This is a genomic window from Alphaproteobacteria bacterium, assembly GCA_019635875.1.
In the GTDB taxonomy this organism is placed as follows: domain Bacteria; phylum Pseudomonadota; class Alphaproteobacteria; order Reyranellales; family Reyranellaceae; genus JAFAZJ01.
In genome coordinates, this window is record JAHBYP010000002.1 from 870,412 (window position 1) to 889,287 (window position 18,876).

21 protein-coding genes are annotated in these 18,876 nt (G+C 68.0%); 15 read left to right on the forward strand and 6 right to left on the reverse strand.

From position 1 onward, the window contains the following. Positions 1-145: 145 nt before the first annotated feature. Both KF889_10390 and KF889_10395 read left to right on the forward strand, forming a co-directional pair. Positions 146-379, forward strand: a complete 234-nt coding sequence (locus KF889_10390; protein MBX3499842.1) for an AbrB/MazE/SpoVT family DNA-binding domain-containing protein — start codon at positions 146-148, stop codon at positions 377-379. Between the two features lies 1 nt (position 380). Beyond that, entirely contained in the window at positions 381-785 is a 405-nt protein-coding gene (locus KF889_10395) for a type II toxin-antitoxin system VapC family toxin (protein MBX3499843.1), read from the forward strand. A gap of 18 nt (positions 786-803) precedes the next feature. Here KF889_10395 and KF889_10400 read toward each other — a convergent pair whose 3' ends face one another. Beyond that, on the reverse strand, positions 804-2,381 hold the full coding sequence (locus tag KF889_10400; protein MBX3499844.1) for a YifB family Mg chelatase-like AAA ATPase: 1,578 nt from the start codon (positions 2,379-2,381) through the stop codon (positions 804-806). A 153-nt stretch (positions 2,382-2,534) separates the two neighbouring features. On the opposite strand from KF889_10400, the gene KF889_10405 reads away from it, so the two are divergent. The 4 genes from KF889_10405 to KF889_10420 are packed head-to-tail and all read left to right on the forward strand — an operon-like array spanning position 2,535 to position 5,176. Then, the gene (locus KF889_10405) at positions 2,535-2,960 is read left to right on the forward strand and encodes a GFA family protein (protein MBX3499845.1); all 426 of its coding nucleotides are present in this window, start codon (positions 2,535-2,537) and stop codon (positions 2,958-2,960) included. A gap of 21 nt (positions 2,961-2,981) precedes the next feature. Beyond that, positions 2,982-3,527: an amino acid synthesis family protein gene (locus tag KF889_10410; protein MBX3499846.1), complete on the forward strand. Its 546-nt coding sequence runs from the start codon at positions 2,982-2,984 to the stop codon at positions 3,525-3,527. Between the two features lie 25 nt (positions 3,528-3,552). After that, on the forward strand, positions 3,553-4,059 hold the full coding sequence (locus KF889_10415) for a winged helix-turn-helix transcriptional regulator (protein MBX3499847.1): 507 nt from the start codon (positions 3,553-3,555) through the stop codon (positions 4,057-4,059). Between the two features lie 52 nt (positions 4,060-4,111). Beyond that, the gene (locus KF889_10420; GenBank protein MBX3499848.1) at positions 4,112-5,176 is read left to right on the forward strand and encodes an aromatic ring-hydroxylating dioxygenase subunit alpha; all 1,065 of its coding nucleotides are present in this window, start codon (positions 4,112-4,114) and stop codon (positions 5,174-5,176) included. A gap of 54 nt (positions 5,177-5,230) precedes the next feature. On the opposite strand, the gene KF889_10425 is transcribed toward KF889_10420, so the two are convergent. Beyond that, the gene (locus tag KF889_10425; protein ID MBX3499849.1) at positions 5,231-6,448 is read right to left on the reverse strand and encodes an OmpA family protein; all 1,218 of its coding nucleotides are present in this window, start codon (positions 6,446-6,448) and stop codon (positions 5,231-5,233) included. 157 nt (positions 6,449-6,605) lie between these two features. On the opposite strand from KF889_10425, the gene KF889_10430 reads away from it, so the two are divergent. Beyond that, on the forward strand, positions 6,606-6,992 hold the full coding sequence (locus tag KF889_10430; GenBank protein ID MBX3499850.1) for a nuclear transport factor 2 family protein: 387 nt from the start codon (positions 6,606-6,608) through the stop codon (positions 6,990-6,992). Positions 6,993-7,088: 96 nt separating this feature from the next. Here KF889_10430 and KF889_10435 read toward each other — a convergent pair whose 3' ends face one another. Further along, a complete protein-coding gene (locus KF889_10435; GenBank protein ID MBX3499851.1) occupies positions 7,089-7,766 on the reverse strand; it encodes an aspartate/glutamate racemase family protein in 678 nt (225 codons plus the stop codon). Next, positions 7,763-9,367, reverse strand: a complete 1,605-nt coding sequence (locus tag KF889_10440; GenBank protein MBX3499852.1) for a hypothetical protein — start codon at positions 9,365-9,367, stop codon at positions 7,763-7,765. The genes KF889_10435 and KF889_10440 overlap by 4 nt, the downstream gene beginning before the upstream one ends. A 149-nt stretch (positions 9,368-9,516) precedes the next feature. Here KF889_10440 and KF889_10445 point away from each other — a divergent pair, with 149 nt between their 5' ends. From KF889_10445 to KF889_10480, 8 genes are all read left to right on the forward strand, one after another. Further along, positions 9,517-10,731, forward strand: a complete 1,215-nt coding sequence (locus KF889_10445; protein ID MBX3499853.1) for an LLM class flavin-dependent oxidoreductase — start codon at positions 9,517-9,519, stop codon at positions 10,729-10,731. A 73-nt stretch (positions 10,732-10,804) separates the two neighbouring features. Continuing rightward, a complete protein-coding gene (locus KF889_10450) occupies positions 10,805-11,728 on the forward strand; it encodes a hypothetical protein (GenBank protein MBX3499854.1) in 924 nt (307 codons plus the stop codon). 65 nt (positions 11,729-11,793) lie between these two features. After that, a complete protein-coding gene (nthA, locus tag KF889_10455) occupies positions 11,794-12,399 on the forward strand; it encodes a nitrile hydratase subunit alpha (protein MBX3499855.1) in 606 nt (201 codons plus the stop codon). A 3-nt stretch (positions 12,400-12,402) separates the two neighbouring features. Next, positions 12,403-13,020 (forward strand): nitrile hydratase subunit beta, encoded by a 618-nt coding sequence (gene nthB / locus KF889_10460; GenBank protein MBX3499856.1) that lies wholly within the window; start codon positions 12,403-12,405, stop codon positions 13,018-13,020. Between the two features lie 182 nt (positions 13,021-13,202). Beyond that, entirely contained in the window at positions 13,203-13,949 is a 747-nt protein-coding gene (locus tag KF889_10465; GenBank protein MBX3499857.1) for a class II aldolase/adducin family protein, read from the forward strand. Between the two features lie 564 nt (positions 13,950-14,513). Beyond that, positions 14,514-15,179, forward strand: a complete 666-nt coding sequence (locus KF889_10470; protein ID MBX3499858.1) for a glutathione S-transferase family protein — start codon at positions 14,514-14,516, stop codon at positions 15,177-15,179. Between the two features lie 65 nt (positions 15,180-15,244). Continuing rightward, positions 15,245-15,676, forward strand: a complete 432-nt coding sequence (locus KF889_10475) for a CBS domain-containing protein (protein ID MBX3499859.1) — start codon at positions 15,245-15,247, stop codon at positions 15,674-15,676. Between the two features lie 75 nt (positions 15,677-15,751). After that, positions 15,752-16,201 (forward strand): CHRD domain-containing protein, encoded by a 450-nt coding sequence (locus KF889_10480; GenBank protein ID MBX3499860.1) that lies wholly within the window; start codon positions 15,752-15,754, stop codon positions 16,199-16,201. A 140-nt stretch (positions 16,202-16,341) separates the two neighbouring features. Here KF889_10480 and KF889_10485 read toward each other — a convergent pair whose 3' ends face one another. Then, positions 16,342-18,300 carry a TonB-dependent receptor gene (locus KF889_10485; GenBank protein ID MBX3499861.1) on the reverse strand — a complete coding sequence of 653 codons (1,959 nt, stop codon included), beginning with the start codon at positions 18,298-18,300 and terminating at the stop codon, positions 16,342-16,344. A gap of 92 nt (positions 18,301-18,392) precedes the next feature. Then, the gene (locus KF889_10490) at positions 18,393-18,740 is read right to left on the reverse strand and encodes a hypothetical protein (GenBank protein ID MBX3499862.1); all 348 of its coding nucleotides are present in this window, start codon (positions 18,738-18,740) and stop codon (positions 18,393-18,395) included. Positions 18,741-18,876: the final 136 nt, after the last annotated feature.

Genomic DNA, 18,876 nt, shown 5'->3' on the forward strand with positions numbered 1-18,876 from the left:
CGCTGAAACCACCCAATGCCTTGGGCCCGCGGGCGCCGCGCGGCTGCGCCCGGCGCCATGACGGCTTGGCCATGGGCCCTCGAAAGCCGGCGGGGGACATGCTAAGTATTACCTGAAGCGAATGTCGCCTTACTAGAGAGCCACGATGGGCACAACTGTCACCAGCAAAGGCCAGGTCACGATCCCGAAGCGGGTTCGGGATCTGCTGGGAATCGGACCGGGAAGCATGATCGACTTCGAGCGCGCCGAGGACGGCCGTATCGTTCTGGTCAAGGTCCAGAAGAGGGCCCGTCCGAACCGCTTCGCCCGCCTTCGCGGCCACGCCGGCAAGGGCCTGAGTACGGCGGAGATCATGGCCATGACGCGCGGTGAGCGGTGACGTGGTCCTGGTCGATACCAATGTTCTGCTCGATCTCGTGACCGACGATCCCGATTGGGCGGAGTGGTCGCTGGCCCGTCTCGAGGAGGCCGCTTTGGCGGGCCCGGTCCTGATCAACGACATCGTCTACGCCGAGACCTCGATCCGCTACGATCGGATCGAGGACCTCGACGCGATGCTTTCCCAGGCGATGATCGAGATCGCGGCGACGCCGCGTTCCGCGTTGTTCCTCGCGGGCAAGGCCTTTCAGCGCTACCGCGCGGCTGGCGGCACGCGAACTGGAGTCTTGCCCGACTTCTTCATTGGCGCCCACGCGGCGGTCGAAGGCTGGCCGCTACTCACGCGAGACGCTGGCCGCTATCGCAGCTATTTTCCGAAGATCGTCCTGATCGCTCCTGCCGCTTGACGGCCATCGGCCGCGCGATCAGGCCGCCAGCGCCGCGCGCGGTTGTGGGCGGCGCCATGACAGTGCTTCGGCGACATGCAGACGCCGCACCGCGTCGCAGCCGTCGAGATCGGCCAGGGTACGTGCCACGCGCAGCACGCGGTGATAACCGCGCGCCGAAAGCTTGAGGCGTTCGACGGCGGTCGAGAGCAGGGCGCGGCCATCGGCGTCGGGCGTGGCGACCTGGGCCAGGGCTTCGCCGTCGATCTCGGCATTGCAGCGCGCTGAGCCGGCCAGGCGTTCGCGCTGGATGGCGCGGGCGGCGGCGACGCGCGCGGCGACGTCGGCCGAGGACTCCGCCGGTGGCGGCAAGGTGAGATCGGCCGGCGACACCGGCGGCACCTCGATCACCAGGTCGATGCGGTCGTAGAGCGGGCCGGAGATGCGGCCCTGGTAGTCGGCGCCGCAGCGTGGGGCGCGGCCGCAGGCACGGCTGGGCTCGTCCATGTCGCCGCAGCGGCAGGGGTTCATGGCGGCCACGAGCTGGAACCTTGCTGGGAATGTTACATGCGCGTTGGCGCGGGCGACGCTGATGCGGCCGCTCTCCATTGGCTGGCGCAGCGCCTCCAGGGCACTGCGCGCGAACTCCGGCAGCTCGTCGAGGAAGAGGACGCCGTTGTGCGCCAGCGATGCTTCCCCGGGCCGCGCACGCAGGCCGCCGCCGACCAGCGCCTGCAGGGTGGCGGAATGGTGCGGGTCGCGGAACGGGCGGCGGCGGGTGAGGCGCCCATCGCCCAGCTCGCCGGCGAGCGAGGCGATCATCGACACCTCCAGCGCCTCGTCCGGCTCCAGCGGCGGCAGCAGGCCGGGCAGGCGCGCCGCCAGCATCGACTTGCCGGCGCCGGGCGGGCCGATCATCAGCAGGTTGTGGCCGCCGGCGGCCGCGACCTCGAGCGCGCGTTTGGCGGTCTCCTGGCCCTTGATGTCGGCGAGGTCGGGATAGCGCGCCTCCTCGCCGCGCAGGCTGGCCGAGGGCGGTGACAGCACCTGCGCGCCCTTGAGGTGGTTGACCAGCGCCAGCAGGCTGGGCGCCGCCAGCACCTCGCCGCAGCGCGAGGCGCGCCGGGCGGCCGCCTCGTCGTCCTCGTTGGCGGCATCGACATGGTCGAAGCCGCCCCACGCCGCCTCGCCGCCGCAGGCGGCGGGGCAGATCACGCCGCGGCCATCGGCGGCGGCGTGCACGGCGGTGGGCAGCACGCCGGCGACCCGGGTGATCGCACCATCGAGCGCGAGCTCGCCCAGCACCACGTAGCCTTCCAGCGCGTCGGCCGGCAGCACGCCGATCGCCGTCATCAGCGCCAGCGCGATCGGCAGGTCGTAGTGGCTGCCCTCCTTGGCGAGGTCGGCGGGCGAGAGGTTGATGGTGATGCGTCGCGGCGGCAGCGCCAGCCCCAGCGCAGCCAGGGACGCGCGCACGCGCTCGCGGCTCTCGCCGATCGCCTTGTCGGGCAACCCGACCAGCGAGAAGGCCGGCATGCCCGGGGCGATCTGCACCTGCACGTCGATCGGCACCACGTCGATGCCCTGGAACGCCACCGTGCGCACCCGCGCCACCATGCCCACCTCCCGCTGTCGGAGGAGAACACATATAGAACGAGTGATGGAAAAGGAAATGTACCTACGGTTGTATTCCGGCGACCCCGTCGGACCTTGGCCGCCTGCGACGGCGGGTTAGTATCCTGGCAACGTTTCGACCCGAGGAGGTCCTCGATGCCTGCGAGAACCGGCGGATGCCTGTGCGGCGCGATCCGCTACGAATGCGAGGGCGAGGCGCAGTTCGCGCTGCAATGCCACTGTCGCGACTGCCAGCGCGGCAGCGGCGCGCCGCACGTCGCGGCCGTGCGAATGCCGGCGGCCGGCTTTCGCTTCACCAGTGGCGCGCCCCGGCGATACACCGCCAAATCCGATGCCGGCAACGACATCACGCGCGTCTTCTGCGGCGACTGCGGCACGCCGCTCTACGTGCAGGTCTCGACGCGCCCCGACATCGTCGGCGTGCGCGTGTGCACATTCGACGAGCCCGGCTGGTTCCGGCCCGAAGCCAACATCTTCGTCAAGAGCGCCCAGCCCTGGGATCGGCTCGATCCCGCCATCCCGGCCTTCGCGACCTATCCCAGCGGCAAGGCATATTCCTGAGGATCGAGGGGGAAGATCGCCATGCCGTTCATCCGCAAGACGCTCGTCAGCATCGAGACCATCCACGCCACCATGGGTGAGAGCCTGCCCAGGCCGATCCGTCGTGTGCTGGGCCTGGCGGTGATCGCCAATCCCTTCGCCGGCCGCTACGTCGCCGATCTTTCGCCCTTGTTCCAGGCCGGCCGCGACACAGGCGAGCGGCTGATGCCCGAACTGGTCGCGGCGCTCGGCGGACCGGCCGTGTCCTATGGCAAGGCGGCGCTGGTCGGCGTCGATGGCGAGATGGAGCATGGCGGCGCCTGCATCCATCCCATGCTGGGCAAGCCGATGCGCGCGGCGATCGGCGGCGGCCAGGCGGTGATCCCTTCGAATGTGAAGGTGGGCGCGCCGGGCGCGATCCTCGACATCCCGCTGGGACACAAGGACGACGTCTGGTCATTCGACCATTTCGACACCATCACCGCGATGCTCGCCGATGCGCCGCGTGCCGACGAGATTGTCGTCGCCCTCGCGCTGGCCGACGGTGGACGCGCAAACCCGCGCTGCGGCTCCGGTCCGATTCGCTGACCACGCCGTGCTATAGGGACGGGCCATGCCTCGGTCCCGTTCCAATCCCGGCGCCGCTCCCCTGGTCCTCGACCTCGAGCGCTACGTGCCGGCGTTGCTGGTGTTCCTCGCCAACAAGCTCACGTCAGGGGCCTCGACCCTGCTGCGTCGGCATTTCGGCGTCGGCACCACCGAATGGCGCATCATGGCGCTGCTGGCGGTCGAGCCGTGGATCACCGCCAACCGCATCTGCAAGGTGATCGGCTTCGACAAGGCGGCGGTCAGCCGCTCGGTGGCGGTGCTGCAGGACAAGGCGCTGGTGCTGAGCCGGCCGCACGCTTCCGACAGCCGCAGCCAGGAGCTCACCCTGTCGAAGAGCGGCTGGCGCCTGCACGACCGTATCATCCGCATGTCCCTGGAACGCGAGGAGCGCCTGCTGTCGGGCCTGAAGCCGGCCGAGCGCGAGCAGCTGATCGGCCTGCTCAACCGCCTGCTCGCCAAGATCCCGCACATGAACGGGCCGATCGAGATTCCGCCCGAACGGGGTGGTTGACAAGTCAACCATATCGGCCCAAGCTCGCGGTAATCACCAGGGGAGGATGGCCATGTTCATCCGCAACACGTGGTACGTCGCGGGCTGGTCGGGCGAAGTGCCGGCCGACGGCTTCCTGGCGCGCACCATCCTCAACACGCCGCTGGCGCTGTGGCGCGACGCGCAGGGACAGGTCGTGGCCTTCGAGGACATGTGCTGCCATCGCGGCGCGCCCTTGTCGCGCGGACGCCGTGAAGGCGACTGCGTGCGCTGCATGTATCACGGCCTGCTGTTCGACCGCGCCGGCAAGTGCATCGAGGTGCCGTCACAGGATCTCGTGCCGGCCAATGCGCGCGTGCGCACCTTTCCGATTGTCGAGAAGTATCAGTGGATCTGGATCTGGATGGGCGATGTCGAGAAGGCCGACCCGGCGCTGATCCCCGACACGCACTGGCTCGACGATCCGGCGTGGCGCAGCATCAAGGGCGGCTATACCCACTACGACACCAACTACCTGCTGATCTGCGACAACCTGCTCGATCTGGCGCACCTGCCCTACGTGCATCCGACGACCCTGGGCGGCTCGGAGGACTATGCGAAGAGCCCGGTCAAGGTCGAGCGCATCGAGCGCGGCGTGCGGGTCACGCGCTGGGCGCTCGACATCGCGCCGCCGCCCTTCATCCAGAAGGTCAAATCCTTCCCCGGCAACGTCGATCGCTGGAACATCTACGACTTTGTCGTTCCGGGCATCTTCCTGATGGATTCGGGCATGGCGCCGGTCGGCACCGGCGCGCCCGAGGGCAGCCGGATCGGCGCCGCGTGCTTCCACAGCTGCCAGGCGCTCACCCCGGAGAGTGAGACCGCCACCCATTATTTCTACGGCCAGCCGCACAATTTCGCGCTCGACCGGCCGGAGGTGACGCAGTCGGTGCACGACAGCGTGGTCGAGGCGTTCCAGGAAGACCGCGCGATGATCACCGCCCAGGCGCGCAATCTCGAGAAGCGGCCGGATTTCCGCATGGTGCCGATCCGCGCCGACCAGGCGCTCAGCCAGTACCGCTGGATCGTCGAGCGCATGCTGCAGGCCGAGGCCAACCCGTCGCCGGCGCGCGCGACGGTGTCGAGCGCGGCGTCGTAGCAAATAAAAAGGGCGGCCGAAGCCGCCCTTTCGCGTTGACGGGTAGAGTCGCGCTTACTGCAGCACGATTTCGACGCGACGGTTCTGCGGCTCGCGCACGCCATCGGCGGTCTGCACCAGCGGCTGGCTCTCGCCACGGCCGACGACCGAGATTGCCGTGGCCGGGATGCCCTCGCGGACCAGTTGATCCTTGACTGCATTGGCGCGGCGCAGCGACAAGGCCATGTTGTAGGCATCGGAGCCCGAGCGATCGGCGTGGCCGGTGACGCCGATGCGGGTCTTCCGTCCTGCCTTGGCGTCGGCTGCGGCCTGCTTGATCGTCGTCGCGGCGGTCGCCGTGATGGTCGAGCGGTCGAAATCGAAGAACACCATGTAGGCCTTGCCGTCGACCACCACCGGATCCGGCGGCACTGGCACCGGCGAAGCCGCAGGCGCGCCGATATTGTAGGCGACGCGCACGAACGGGCCGTGCGTGAAGCGGTTGCCGCGGCCGGCGCCCGGGCCGGCGGCCGCTGTCGTGAAGCTGGTCAGCGTCACGCCGCCCCAGTACTCGACGCGATAGCCGGCGGCGATGCTGAGCAGCGGGATCGGCTCGATGGCGACACCGATCTTGCCGTCGAAATTGTACGTGGTGCGGGTCACGCTCTGGTTGGGCGGCGCAAAGGCGCCGGTGAAGAAGCCGGACTCGTTGAGCCGGCCGAACATCACCGATCCCGAACCGCCGGCGAACAGGCTGAACATCTCGCTCAGACGCACAGCGCCATCGACGCCCAACCGCGGGCCGATGCCCCAGGTGTTGATGTCCGCCGAGGCGGGCGAGCCGGCACCCGGCGAGGTTGGCACGCCATAGGTGTGCTTCCAGTTGCCGTAGCGCACGCCGATGAAGGGCCGCACGCCAACCGGGCCGAACGCGGCGTTGTAGCCGCCCTCGAGGTCGATGGCGAAGAAGCGCGCCTCGTTTGTGGCAATGCCGGTGCCGGCGAACGCGGTCGAGCGCTGCGAGAGCGTGCCGCCGGTCAGGCCCACGGCGACGTCGAAATCGCCGAAGCGGAAACCACCATGCAGTATGCCCTCCAGGGTGCGTCCCGGCGTGACGCCGCCGATACCGCCGCCGCCGGTGAACAGCTCGGTGTTCGAGCCGCCGCGGAAGCCATAGAAACCGGTGAGCGAGCCGAACGGTCCCGGCGTCTGCACCTGGGCGTTCGCCGCGCCCGCGCTCATCGCAACCGCCAGCACCCCGCCTGCCAGCAGGTCTTTGCGCCACAAGATCATCCGATTTCCCCCAAAGCGTTCTCGCTCGCGGGAAATCTACGCACGAACTGCAGGCACCGGAAGTGACGTCGGCCGTGCTAGCATTCGATCGCCAGCAGCTGTGACGTTGCGGCAACACCCGCTGGTAATGTTGCTGACCGATTGGAGCGGACACACCATGGATGGTGCCCCGACATCCCATGTCACCATGGAGCAGCTGCGCGCGGTGGGCGCGGCCTTCGCGAGGCGCGACGTCGATGCCATTGTCGCCGCCTTCGCCCCCGACGGCGAATTCCGCAACGCCAGGGGACCGGACTATTGGGGCCAGAGCTTCAAGGGGCACGCCGCGATCCGCAGCTACTTCGAGCCGCTGTTCGCCAATGTCAGCGACGTGCAGTGGAAGCACACCAGCGAGTTCATCCACGGCGACCGCGCCGTCACGGAGTGGCACCGCACCGCGACGTTGAAAAGTGGCGAGAGGCAGTCCTGGCTGGGCTGCGACCTCTACACCTTCCGCAACGGCCTGATCGTGATGAAGGATACCTATATCAAGGTCGTGGGTTAGAGCGGCGAACCAGGAAGCTGGCACAGCTGTCATCCCGAGCGCAGCGAGGGATCCAGGCAGCTACCCTGGATCCCTCGCTGCGCTCGGGATGACAGGTTAAAGCCCCTGCGCGCGCAGGATCGCCTCGATGTGCAGCTGCGCGCAGTCGATCGCCGGGAAGGTCGTGTTGCTCGGGTCGAACAGCAGTGACAGGTCGGTGCCGGCGAAGATGATCGTCTTGACCCCGTCGCGGTCGATCAGGGTGTGCGCCATCTCGCTCAGCAGGCGCAGATCGCCTTCCGCGCCCTTGCCCGAATTGGCCGTGCGCATGTAGGCGTCGTGGATGGCGGTGACCTCGTCGGCGCGCGGCGTGACGAGCTCGACATCGGTGAGCCGGCCGAACATCGCGCTCTCGATGGTGAAGCGCGTGCCGAACAGCGCGGCACGGCGCACGCCCTGCGCGCGCAGGCTGCCCGCCAGCGGTGGCACGATGTCGATCAGGGGCAGCGGCGAGATCGGCGCCAGCTCGTCGAAGCAGATATGCGGCGTGACGGCGGGGATGGCGGCCAGCTCGGCGCCGGCGTCACGCATGCGGCCGATCAGGCCGGCGAGATACTGCGCGAGGCCCTCGAGGTCGCCGGCCTGCACGTAGCGCAGGCCGGTGGGCATGTCGGCGTTGACCATGACCAGCGGCAGCGGCCTGGCCTGGGCGGCGTGCGCGCCGGCCAGCGCTTCGTAGTAGTGCACCGCGGCGCCGACGCCGACGCCGCCCAGAAGGCCCAGACAGCGGCTCAACCGAGTTCCGCCAGATCGAAGGCCCGGCCGAAGCGGCGGCTGCAATCGAGCGCGTCGCCGTACTTGCGATGCGCCGCGGTGTGCTGGGCGCAGGCCAGCAGCAGGCGGCCGCGATCGGGCTGCCTGTTCTTGAGGTAGTCCTCGATCATGCAGTGGGCGATCTCCTGGTTGTGGGGATCGTTGCCCAGCCGGCTCGCCGCCAGCGCCAGCGCGCGCACCAGCGGGCCGGTGTCGGTGCCGCTGTCGAGGTAGGCCTTGGTCCACGCCATGCTCTGCTGCCCGTCGAGCGCGATCAGTGCGGACGTCAGGCGCTCGACGATCTCGGCCGCCGTCATGCGATCGGCGCCCGAAGGGGCGCGCACCGTCGTGCGCGCGAAGTCGCCGCTGAGCTGCTGGTGCCAGGCCGCCTGGTTGAGATAGGCGGTGGCGAGGAACAGCAGCTTGATGCGCTGCTGATGGGCGAAGTTGTCCCAGAACCAGCCCAGCGTGTTGCAGTACTCGTAGCAGTGCTGCGGCAGCGAGAAGTTCACGTCGATGTTGGTCTCGATCACCACCTCGGCGGCGCCGAGCTGGATCGCGTCGAGGATCGAGCGCGGATCCTTGCCGGCGTTGAGCAGCCGCGCCAGCGCCTCGATGTTGGCCGGCTCCGGCTGGCGCAGCACGATCTCGAGGAAGGCCTCGGTGTCGGCTGCGCTCATCGGTTCGCGGTTGTCGAGCAGCGCGCGCTCGCGCTCGGTGGTGCCGCCATAGGGCACGGCGTGCAGCACCTGGCCCTCGATGTAGACGGTGACGGCGTTGCAGGCCATCTCGTAGAGCGAGTACCAGCGCGGGCCGACGGCGATATCGAGCGCGCCGGCATAGAGCACGTCGTGCGCGTCGTCCCAGCCGATCGCATCGCCCAGCTCGACCGTGGCGCGGGCGCGGAAGGATTTGTGGCCGGTGGTGTAGGAGCGGTTCTGGAAGGCGCGGTCCTGCACGTCGATCAGGCCGGCGAAGGCAAGCTCGGCCAAAGCGGCGCGGCGCTCATCCTTGTTCTGCATGAGGCCGAGGAAGACGCGATAGGCGTCGACCACCTGGCCGCGATGAACCAGGGTCGCCCAGTGCTGCAGGCGCTCCTTCAGCGGCCCGTCGAGCTTGAGCGGCTCCTGGTCGGCCCAGTGCACCACGGGCGAAGGCGGCGGCCCCGCCGGCATCTGGAAGCCGCGGGCGTAGTGGCCGGGCGCCTTGATGATCTTCTGGTTCCAGATGTCCAGCCCGGTCGGGATGTACCAGATGGTCTGCGCCATCGGCAGGCCGGCCTGCGCGCCGGGCAGCAGGCGCGCGAGGTTCAGGGTGGCGCGCGCGCTCAGCAGGCAGTGGTCGTTGTTGACGAAGTTCACGTACCCGTCGTCGATGCGCTCGTGATAGGGCACGTGGGTGTAGGGCGCGTGGATGCGCACCGCCTCGGCCAGCATCTCGGGCAGCGGCCGGCCGGCCTTGCAGAGCTGGTGGTAGGTGTCGAGCGCCCCGACCTGGTCGCGGTCGAGGATGCGCTCCTCCAGCCGGGCATAGAGGGCGTTGGGGCGGTCGCCTGCTTTCGCCTGGGCCACACCGTCGGGCATCGTCGCCTCCCGTGTATTTGGCCGGAGTATGAACCGCTTGGCGCCGGAGGGAAGGGCGGCGATGGAGGTGCCGCCATGCGGCTTTGAGGCCTTGCTCCCGAAAGCAAATCGGGGTGCGCTTGCGTCCGGAACGACAGGAGGGCGCGACCATGAAGTTCGGCATCTTCTACGAGCTGCAGCTGCCGCGTCCGTGGGAAGCAGGCGACGAGCACCGCCTGTACAAGAACGCGCTGTCGCAGTGCGAACTCGCCGACCAGCTGGGCTTCGACTACGCCTGGGAGGTCGAGCACCATTTCCTCGAGGAGTACTCGCATTCGCCGGCGCCCGAGGTCTTCCTCGGCGCCGCCAGCCAGCGCACGAAGCGCATCCGGTTGGGCCACGGCATCTTCCAGCTCACCACCAACCACCCGGCCAAGGTGGCCGAAAAGATCGCGGCGCTCGACCTGCTGAGCGACGGCCGCGTCGAGTTCGGCATGGGCGAGAGCGCCAGCATCACCGAGCTGGAACCGTTCGGCGTCGACATGGAGCGCAAGCGCGAGATCTGGGAGGACGCGGTGCGCGCCCTGATCCCGATGTTCCGCGACGGCGGCTGTTCCTACGACGGGCCGCACTTCAAGTTCCCGCTGCGCAACGTGCTGCCCAAGCCACTGCAGAAGCCGCATCCGCCGCTGTGGGTGGCCTGCTCGCAATTGCAGACCATAGAAATGGCCGGCCGCCGCGGCATGGGCGCGCTGGGCTTCCAGTTCGTCAGCGCCGATGCCGCCCATGCCTGGGTGCACGCCTACTACAACGCCTTCACCCGCCACCTCGACAAGCTCGAGGACTACCAGACCAACCCGAACATCGCGCTGGTCAGCTATTTCATGTGCGCGAAGACCGACGAGGAGGCGCGCCGCCGCGCCGAGGGCTCGACCTTCTTCCAGTTCGCGCTGCAGTTCTATGGCGCGTCGAAGGGCCGCCAGCGTCCCGCGCCGGGCACGGTGAACATGTGGGACGAGTACAACAAGTGGAAGCGCGAGAACCCCGACCAGGCCAGGCGCTCGATCGCCGGCGGCCTGATCGGCTCGCCCGAGACCATCCGCAACAAGCTGCGCAAGTTCCAGGCCTCGAACATCGACCAGGTGATCCTGCTCAACCAGGCCGGCAAGACCACGCACGAGCACATCTGCGAATCGCTCGAGCTGTTCGCCAGGGAGGTGATGCCGGAGTTTCACGCTGCCGAGCCCGAGCACCAGGACTGGAAACGCAAGGTGCTGGCGGGCGAGATCCGGCTCGAGGAGATCGACACCGCGCCGTTCCAGGACCGCTTCCGCCCCGGCATGATCACGGTGAAGCCGCCGGGCGCGGCGACGGCAGCGGAGTGACGCCGCCCCCTTCCTCGTGTATTATTGACCAAACGCTCACCTTCTTTCCGGTGGGTCCGGGCGGAGCAGGGTCATGCGCAACTACATGCAGATTGTCTCGGACAACGTGCCATTGGCGCGCGATTTCGGTGGCCTGCGCGAACCCAATCCGCGCACGCGCCTGTCGGCCGGCACCCTGGTCGAGGAGAGCTTCCGCGCCGATGGCTGGTCGTTCATCGACGTGCGCACCATGTCGATGGCGCCGACCAGCGGCTGGCTCAGCCCGCGCCGCGACGCCGGGCCGAAATGCGAGGCCATCCCCGGACCCGGCTTCATGCGCAACCGCGCGCTGGGCGGCCGCACCCTGCCGGAGATCCTGGGCATCGGCGGCGCGACGCAGGGCTGGGTGCGCAGCGTCGCGCTGCTGCCCATCGGTTACCGGCCGGGCCTGTTCGATCCGCTGACGCTCTACGTCAATCGCCGCCTGTGGGAGCTCACGGAGAAGTACGACGCGGTGACCTACAGCCAGAAGGTGCGCGACGTCGAGAAGGGCAGCATCGACTGCTCGGGCTGGGTCGAGTTCGCCAACTGCGCGATCTACGACGAGCTGGTGGGCGGCGTCGCGGCCGAGCTGCTGCCGGCCAAGTTCAAGAAGCTCTTCGACACCGCGGCGGCGTGGCAGATGACCGGCTGGAAGAAGGAAACCGGCGGCTGGCTTACCGGCAAGGCGTTCTCCACCGACAAGCTGCTGCCCGGCATGATCATCGGCATGAACGCCGTTGCCAACGACGCGATCGAGCGGCCCAAGGGCATCGACCACATCGTCCAGGTGGCGTGGCATCCCACGACGCACGTGCCGCACATCACCCAGAGCTCGGGCGGCCAGGGTGTGAACTTCGAGGACATGGATAGCTGGTTCAAGAAGTGGAAGAAGAAGATCGGCACCGACGACCTCTACGCCGTCGACCCCTACGCCAAGGCCCGCGCGGGGATCGGGGCGTGGCTGTCGACGCACTGATCGGGCATTGAACTGCCCCCTCTGATCCCTCAATCTGCCGCCCATATGGCAGGTGGAGGTATCCCATGCCCGACAACATCCATATCCGTCTGAACACCGCGTCCGTCGAGGCGCGGGTCGATGCGATTCAGGCTGCGTTCGAGGAGCGCGGCATGAAGCCCAAGGAGTTCATCGACGAGTTCCGCGAGCTCGCCGAGGAGAAGTGGCTGCCCGAGAACGGCGCGCGCGTCTGCGCCAGGGCGTGGACCGATCCGGCGTTCAAGGCGCGGCTGATGGCCAATGGCAGGGATGCGGTGGCCGAGCTCGGGCTCGGCATGCCGGCGCATCACCGTCATCTCGTCGTGCTGGAGAACACGGCCGACATCCACAACGTGATCGTCTGCACGCTGTGCTCGTGCACCGCCTTCTCGATCATCGGCCTGCCGCCGGACTGGTACAAGGACCTGGAGTACCGCGCGCGCGTCGTGCGCCAGTCGCGCACGGTGCTGAAGGAGATGGGGCTCGACCTGCCGGCCTCAACCGAGATCCGCGTCTGGGACACCACGGCCGATACGCGCTACATGGTGCTGCCGATGCGTCCCTCGGGCACCGAGGGCTGGTCCGAGGACAAGCTCGCCGCGCTGATCAGCAAGGACATGATGATCGGCGTCGCGCGCGTGCCGGGGACCTGAGCGATGGACGGCATCCATGACATGGGCGGCCGGCAGGGCTTCGGCCGCGTGCGCTATGCGCTCAAGGCGCAGACCTTCCACGAACCGTGGGAGAAGCGGGTCAATGCGCTGTACTCGCTTGCCGTGAAGGCCGGCATCTTCAACATGGACGAGTACCGCCACGCCATCGAGCGCATGGAGCCGAGGCACTATCTGTCGGCGAGCTACTACGAGCGTTCGCTGACCAGCCTCGCCACGCTGTGCGTCGAGAAGGGCATCCTCACCCAGGAGGAGCTGGAGCGCCGCGCCCAGGGCCAGTTCCCGCTCGCCATGCCCAGCGCGCCGGGCCGCGGCAACGTGCCGACGCGCCAGACGCTGAAGCCCGGCGACAAGGTGCGCGTGCGCACCGATCACGTGCCCGGCCACGTGCGCATGCCCGGCTACATCCGCGGCAAGACCGGCATCGTCGTCGGCGTGTCGCCGAAGTATCCGTTCCCCGATGCGCACGCCCACGGCATCCACGCCGAGGACGAGCCGACCTACGACGTGCGCTTCAACGCCGAGGAGCTGTGGCCCAACAACGCCGATCCGGCGCATGTCCATGTCGGCGTGTTCGAGAGCTACCTCGAACGGGTGAGCTGAAGCGAAGGGCATGATGACGCCGCGCAGGAGCCCGAAGGGCCGGCGCAGAACTGACGGACTTGCGCCGGCGATTCCCCGCCGGCGCCGCCGCTCCGGACCATGATGAGGATCACGGGACCGCGTCGCCTGCGACAGGCGGCCGCCTGGTCTATCCTGCGTTCCCACCAGACCGAGGTGATGACATGACGGACCGACGCAATATCGATCCCCAGGAGTGGGAGCTGCGCTGCGACCTCGCGGCGGCCTATCGCCTGTTCGCCCGCTTCGGCATGGACGACCTGATCTTCACCCACCTGTCGGTGCGCCTGCCGGGCAAGCAGCACCGCTTCCTGCTCAACCCTTTTGGCTACCTGTTCGACGAGATCACGGCGTCGAGCCTGATCGCCGTCGACCCCGAGGGCCACGCCATCGAGAAGATCGACGAGGCCAGGATCAACAATGCCGGCTTCACCATCCATTCGGCCGTGCACATGGCGCGCGAAGACGCACAGTGTGTCATGCACAGCCACACGACGGCCGGCATGGCGGTGGCGGCGCAGGAGCAGGGCCTGCTGCCCCTGAACCAGATGTCGATGCAGTTCTTCGGCCGCACCAGCTATCACGACTACGAAGGCGTTGCGCTCGATCTCGACGAACGCGAGCGGCTGGTGCGTGATCTCGGCGACAACAATGCGATGATCCTGCGCCACCACGGGTTGCTGACCACGGGCCGCACCGTCGGCGATGCCTTCTACGAGATGTACTACCTCGAGCAGGCCTGCCGCCTGCAGATTGCCGCCACGCAGGGTGGTCAGAAGATCGTCGTGGCGCCGGACTCGGTCGCCGAGCACACCGCGCGGCAGTTCGAAAGCTTCGAGAGCAAGGGGCAGCGCCCGTGGGCGGCGCTGAGGCGCCGCCTCGATCGCGAAAGCCCCGACTACGCGACCTGATACGCGCCGTCGCTTCGTCTGCGCCTCGTGCCGGGAAAGTGATGTGCGCCGCGACAACCAGCGGTACAAGGAAGCAAGAGATCAGCACGAACATTGCGCGAGCGCTGCACCCTGGCGCAGACTCTGTTGCCCTGTCCATTCTCCCGGATCGGATCGCGTTGGCGGATTGCACTGTCGTCACCGGCAACGAGACCGCCGGCTGCACATTGTCGGCGCCGGGCCAAACCCTCACGATCCAGGGGGCTGCCACCCTGAACGGCTACATCAACATGACGGGCGCGGGCACGGTGCTGACTGTCGACAATGGCGGGACCTTTCGGTTTCTCGCGGGTCAACCGGGCCAGCCTGCAAACTCCGCCATTACCGTGTCGGGGATGAACGGAGTCGTCATCAACAACGGAACCTTGACCTTCGCCAACGCGACCAACACGGCGCTCGATCTGCTCGTGCTCAGTGGAACGGGGTTCAATGTAGTCAATGGCGCAACGGGAGTAGTTTCCAACAACAGCACCAACGGCTTCGCCAATGCCGTCAGCAACGCGCCAACGAAGCGAGGGATGATTCATGTCGATGCGGCTCTTTTCAGGTCCACTGAGCATGTTCGGCGCCAAGGCGGAGATCGCCGCGCTGGAGAAGGGCCTCGACGTCAAGGTCGAGATGGTGGCCTTCGACATGAAGGCGCTGTACGAGCCCAAGCATCCCGAGGTGCTGCGCGTCAACCCCAAGCGCCAGGTGCCGGTGCTGATCGACGGCGATCTCGAGATCTTCGATTCGACGCAGATCTTCGAGTACTTCGAGGAGATCAGGCCGCAGCCGCCGCTTTGGCCCACCAGCGTCAAGGGCCGCGCCCGGGCGCGGCTCCTGGAGATGAAGTCCGATGAGGTCTTCTTTCCACACATCATCCGGCTGATGGGTCTGCAGCGCAGCCTCGACGAGCCGGCAGCTGTCACGGCGATCGCCGCGGCGATTGCCTACGACCGCGAGATGGAGGCGCTGCTGGCCGACGATCGCGAGTACCTGGCCGGCGATTTCTCCTACGCCGACATCGCCTTCTACATGGCGCAGTTCTTTGCCGACCGGCTGGGCGCGCCGATGCCGGCCGATGTCGGCCGGCTGCTGGCGTGGCGCGAGCGCATGACGGCGCGGCCGGCGGTGCGCCAGGTGGCCACTGCCATGGCGCGCTTTCTCGTCTCCGTCGGCGGTCGCAAGCCCGGCTTCATCGCCGTCTGACCAGTCCGGAACCTGCGTCGGCTGCGGACGTTGGCGGTCGATAGCCGCAGCAACGGAGGCAGGCCATGCATGTCAGCGACGCCATGACGCGCGACGTCCAGATCGCCAACCCCGACCAGACCATCCAGCAGGCGGCCAAGCTGATGGCCAGCATCGACGCCGGCGTCCTTCCCGTGGGCGACAAGGACAAGCTCGTGGGCATGATCACCGACCGCGATATCGCGATCCGTGCCGTGGCCGACGGCAAGGGGCCCGACACAAGGGTGCGCGACGTGATGAGCAAGGAAGTGAAGTACTGCTTCGAGGACGAGACCGTCGAGGCGGTGTCGCGCAACATGGGCGACCAGCAGATCCGCCGCCTGCCGGTGGTCAGCCGCGACAAGCGGCTGGTCGGCATCCTCTCGCTCGGCGACGTCGCAACGACGCGCGACAGCGGCCATGCCGGCCAGGCGCTCAAGGGCATCTCGCGGCCGGGTGGTGCGCACAACCAGCATTGAGGCGGCTTCGGCAACCCTGGAGAGAACGGGGACGTTTCCTGGCCAGGGGACGTCCCCTCTGTCTGGAGCAAGCCGATGTTCTCACGCATCCTGATCGCCGCCGCCGCCGGATTGCTGGCCGCGGGCGGCATGGTGCTGGCGCAGGGCGGCCAGGGCCCGTCCGATCGCCGCGTCACCGCCTCGCTCACTGGCGCCAAGGAGGTGCCCCCGGCGCAGACCGCCGGCTCGGGCACGGTTGAAGGCGTGGTCAACATGGCCAGCCGCGAGCTGACCTGGAACATCAAGTGCAGCGGGCTGAGCGGGCCGGTGACGGGCATGCACTTCCACGGACCGGCCAGCGAGGCCCAGAACGCCGGCGTCGTGGTGCCGATCCAGGGCAGCTGCGCCGGACAGGGCACGACGGGCAAGTCGGTGATCGACCAGAACGGCCTCGCCGATCTGATCGCCGGCAAGTGGTACGTCAACGTCCATACCCAGCGCTATCCCAATGGCGAGATCCGCGGCCAGGTGGCGGTGCCGCGCTAGCTAGAGTGACGCACGCAATATCAAGACTCATCCTGTCATCGCGAGCGCCGCGAGGGATCCAGGAAGGCTGCCTGGATCCCTCGCTGCGCTCGGGATGACAGGTGCATCTGATTGGCCGCTCGTGGCTCTAGCGCGGCTGTCTAAAACGTGAAGCGCGTGCCCAGTGTCAGGTTGATGCCGGGCAGCGGCGCGGCGTTCTTGATGAACGAGGTGTGCGCGATGGCATGCTCGTTCAGCAGATTGTTGGCGCGCAGGTAGACCTGCCAGGTATTGATCGGGTTGAACTGCCCGCCATAGGCGATGCCGACGTTGAGCATGTTGTAGCCCGGCGTGGCGGTCTCGACCGGCGCCACGTGGCCCTGGCCGAAGACGTGATAGAACTGCACGAAGCCGCTCAGGCTTCCCGGACCAATTTCGTGGCGCGCGTCGATGCGGGCGCCGAGGCGGCCGGGCGGAATGCGCGGGAGGTTGTCGCTGTTGGTCAGCCGCGCGCGCACGTAGTCGCCGAACACCGAGACGTCGATATTGTCGTTGACCGCGTACTTCGCCTCGGCCTCCAGGCCGTAGAGCTCGGCATCGGCCTGGCGGAAGTTGATCACGCGCAGGTCGTCCATGATCGCACCGGTGTCGGACTGGAAGATGAAGTTGTTCACCACGTTACGATAGACGCTGACGCCGAACTGCAGCGCGCCGGTCTTCTTGCGCAGGCCGATCTCCAGATTGTACGAGGTCTCGGGCCGCAGGTTGACGTCGCCGACCTCGAACTGCCCGGTGGCGATGTGCGGGCCGTTGGCGAACAGCTCCTCGGCCGTCGGCAGGCGCTGCGAGCGCGAGAAGGCGATGGTGGCGGCATAGCCCGGCGCGAAGTCCCACGTGCCGCTGATCGAGGCGGAGAAGCCGTCGTGCCGGCGGGTGGGCAGATCGCCCGTGGGCCGGATGTGCTGCCAGTCGTAGCGCAGCCCGCCTTCGACGTGGAACTGGCCGAAGCTGTAGCGCTCGATGAGGAAGAGGCCGAAGCTTTGCGTCAGGGTCGGCGGCAGGAAGGCCTCGTCGCCGATCGCGGTGAAGTCGCGCCGCAAGCCCTGCACGCCGGCCACCCCGCGCAGCCCGTCGAACAGGCGGTGGACCACCTCGAGCCGGCCGTCGAAGGCGTGGTTGTGGAAGGTCGTGGCGATCGACTCGTCCTCGACCTCCTGGTGCTGATACCAGACATTGGCCAGCCGGAAGCGCACCTTCTCGATGCCGTCGAACGGCTCGCGCACCTCGCCGCGCATGTCGAGCCGCTGGCTGCGCATGTTGATGAGCACGGTCTCCTCGTTGGGCAGGCCGTACTGGCTGCGGTACTCGCCGTAGGCCGCCCCGACGTAGCCCCAGCTGTCGATCCACGACGTGCCGGCACTGAAGTTCCAGCCGTTGTTGAACGAGTTGCGCACGCGCCGCGACGGCGGATCGCCAAATCCCCTGGCGGTGTAGTAGTCCTGGGCGTTGCGCGCCGTGCCCTCGAGCCGCGCCGCGACGTTGCCGTGCCCGACGGTGAAGCCGAGGAAGCCGGCGATCTCCTCGGCGCTGCTGTTGAAGTGCAGGCCGGTGTCGGCCTGGTAGCCGCGTGTCGGTACCGCGGTCGGGATCCGCGAATCGATGACGTTGACCACGCCGCCGATCGCGCCGCCGCCGTACAGCAGCGTCGACGGGCCCTTGAGGATCTCGATCTGCCGCGCGCCGAACGGATCGCTGGTGACGGCGTGGTCCGGGCTCACCGAGGCGGCGTCTAGGGTGTCGACGCCGTCGTTGAGCACCCGCACGCGCGGGCCATCGAAGCCGCGGATGATCGGGCGGCTGGCGCCGGCGCCGAAATGGCTCGACGTCACCCCCGGCACCTCGCGCACCGTCTCGCCCAGTGTCGCAGCGCGCCGCTGATCGAGGCCCGGGCCGGCGAGCACCGATGCCGGCGCGGCGACGTCGTCGAGGCTGCGCGACAGCGGTATGCCGGTCACTTCCAGCGGCGGCAGGGTGATGGTCGGCGAGGTGGTTTGTGCGATCGAAGGGGCGGCGACCAGAAGGCCGGAAAAGGCGAGAATAGTCTTTCGAATCATGGACATACGCGTCCCCCAAGCGGCTGCTTTCCAGGGAACGTTATAACATTACATATCGCTCGTGAAGACAATTCAGGCGGGCTTCGCCTGATCCGACTTCAAAGCTTTGTGGCGAGCCGGGTGAGGAAGGTGGCGACGGTGGGGGTCAGCTCACCATCGGCCTTGGCGGCGATCACCTTGCCGCTGGCCGAAAGCGTGGTGATGGCGATCGACCACTTCGCGGTGCCGCCGGCCGATTCGATGACGTAGTCGGTGGTCGACTGCCCGGCCTGGTAGGGCTCGAGCAGCCGCCAGCCGGTCCAGTGGAAGCGCGCGAAGCGGATGGCGGCACGGTCGGCGGGATCGACGACGTTGCCGTCGGGGTCGAACAGGGTGACGGACAGCGTCGCGGCGTCGGCCTTCTCGCCGTACTTCGCGACCAGGGCCTGGGCGATGCGCGCGACCATCGGGGACTCCGTCATCAGTTGCGGCCGTAACTCACCATACCTTCCCCCGGAGGGGGAAGGTGGCGCGCAGCGCCGGATGGGGGACGTCGAAGACGGACACCTGCGTTCGTCTTCGACATCCCCCTTCCGCCCTTCG

What these genes read in the sequence shown, in the direction of transcription:
- KF889_10420 (MBX3499848.1), top strand. Translation starts at nt 4,112, where the DNA reads ATGTTCATCCGCAACACGTGGTACGTCGCGGGCTGGTCGGGCGAAGTG.
- KF889_10480 (MBX3499860.1), top strand. Translation starts at nt 15,752, where the DNA reads ATGTTCTCACGCATCCTGATCGCCGCCGCCGCCGGATTGCTGGCCGCG.
- nthA (MBX3499855.1), top strand. Translation starts at nt 11,794, where the DNA reads ATGCCCGACAACATCCATATCCGTCTGAACACCGCGTCCGTCGAGGCG.
- KF889_10410 (MBX3499846.1), top strand. Translation starts at nt 2,982, where the DNA reads ATGCCGTTCATCCGCAAGACGCTCGTCAGCATCGAGACCATCCACGCC.
- KF889_10470 (MBX3499858.1), top strand. Translation starts at nt 14,514, where the DNA reads ATGTCGATGCGGCTCTTTTCAGGTCCACTGAGCATGTTCGGCGCCAAG.
- KF889_10475 (MBX3499859.1), top strand. Translation starts at nt 15,245, where the DNA reads ATGCATGTCAGCGACGCCATGACGCGCGACGTCCAGATCGCCAACCCC.
- KF889_10405 (MBX3499845.1), top strand. Translation starts at nt 2,535, where the DNA reads ATGCCTGCGAGAACCGGCGGATGCCTGTGCGGCGCGATCCGCTACGAA.
- KF889_10450 (MBX3499854.1), top strand. Translation starts at nt 10,805, where the DNA reads ATGCGCAACTACATGCAGATTGTCTCGGACAACGTGCCATTGGCGCGC.
- KF889_10440 (MBX3499852.1), bottom strand. Translation starts at nt 9,367, where the DNA reads ATGCCCGACGGTGTGGCCCAGGCGAAAGCAGGCGACCGCCCCAACGCC.
- KF889_10425 (MBX3499849.1), bottom strand. Translation starts at nt 6,448, where the DNA reads ATGATCTTGTGGCGCAAAGACCTGCTGGCAGGCGGGGTGCTGGCGGTT.
- nthB (MBX3499856.1), top strand. Translation starts at nt 12,403, where the DNA reads ATGGACGGCATCCATGACATGGGCGGCCGGCAGGGCTTCGGCCGCGTG.
- KF889_10390 (MBX3499842.1), top strand. Translation starts at nt 146, where the DNA reads ATGGGCACAACTGTCACCAGCAAAGGCCAGGTCACGATCCCGAAGCGG.
- KF889_10490 (MBX3499862.1), bottom strand. Translation starts at nt 18,740, where the DNA reads ATGGTCGCGCGCATCGCCCAGGCCCTGGTCGCGAAGTACGGCGAGAAG.
- KF889_10415 (MBX3499847.1), top strand. Translation starts at nt 3,553, where the DNA reads ATGCCTCGGTCCCGTTCCAATCCCGGCGCCGCTCCCCTGGTCCTCGAC.
- KF889_10430 (MBX3499850.1), top strand. Translation starts at nt 6,606, where the DNA reads ATGGATGGTGCCCCGACATCCCATGTCACCATGGAGCAGCTGCGCGCG.
- KF889_10465 (MBX3499857.1), top strand. Translation starts at nt 13,203, where the DNA reads ATGACGGACCGACGCAATATCGATCCCCAGGAGTGGGAGCTGCGCTGC.
- KF889_10400 (MBX3499844.1), bottom strand. Translation starts at nt 2,381, where the DNA reads ATGGTGGCGCGGGTGCGCACGGTGGCGTTCCAGGGCATCGACGTGGTG.
- KF889_10485 (MBX3499861.1), bottom strand. Translation starts at nt 18,300, where the DNA reads ATGTCCATGATTCGAAAGACTATTCTCGCCTTTTCCGGCCTTCTGGTC.
- KF889_10445 (MBX3499853.1), top strand. Translation starts at nt 9,517, where the DNA reads ATGAAGTTCGGCATCTTCTACGAGCTGCAGCTGCCGCGTCCGTGGGAA.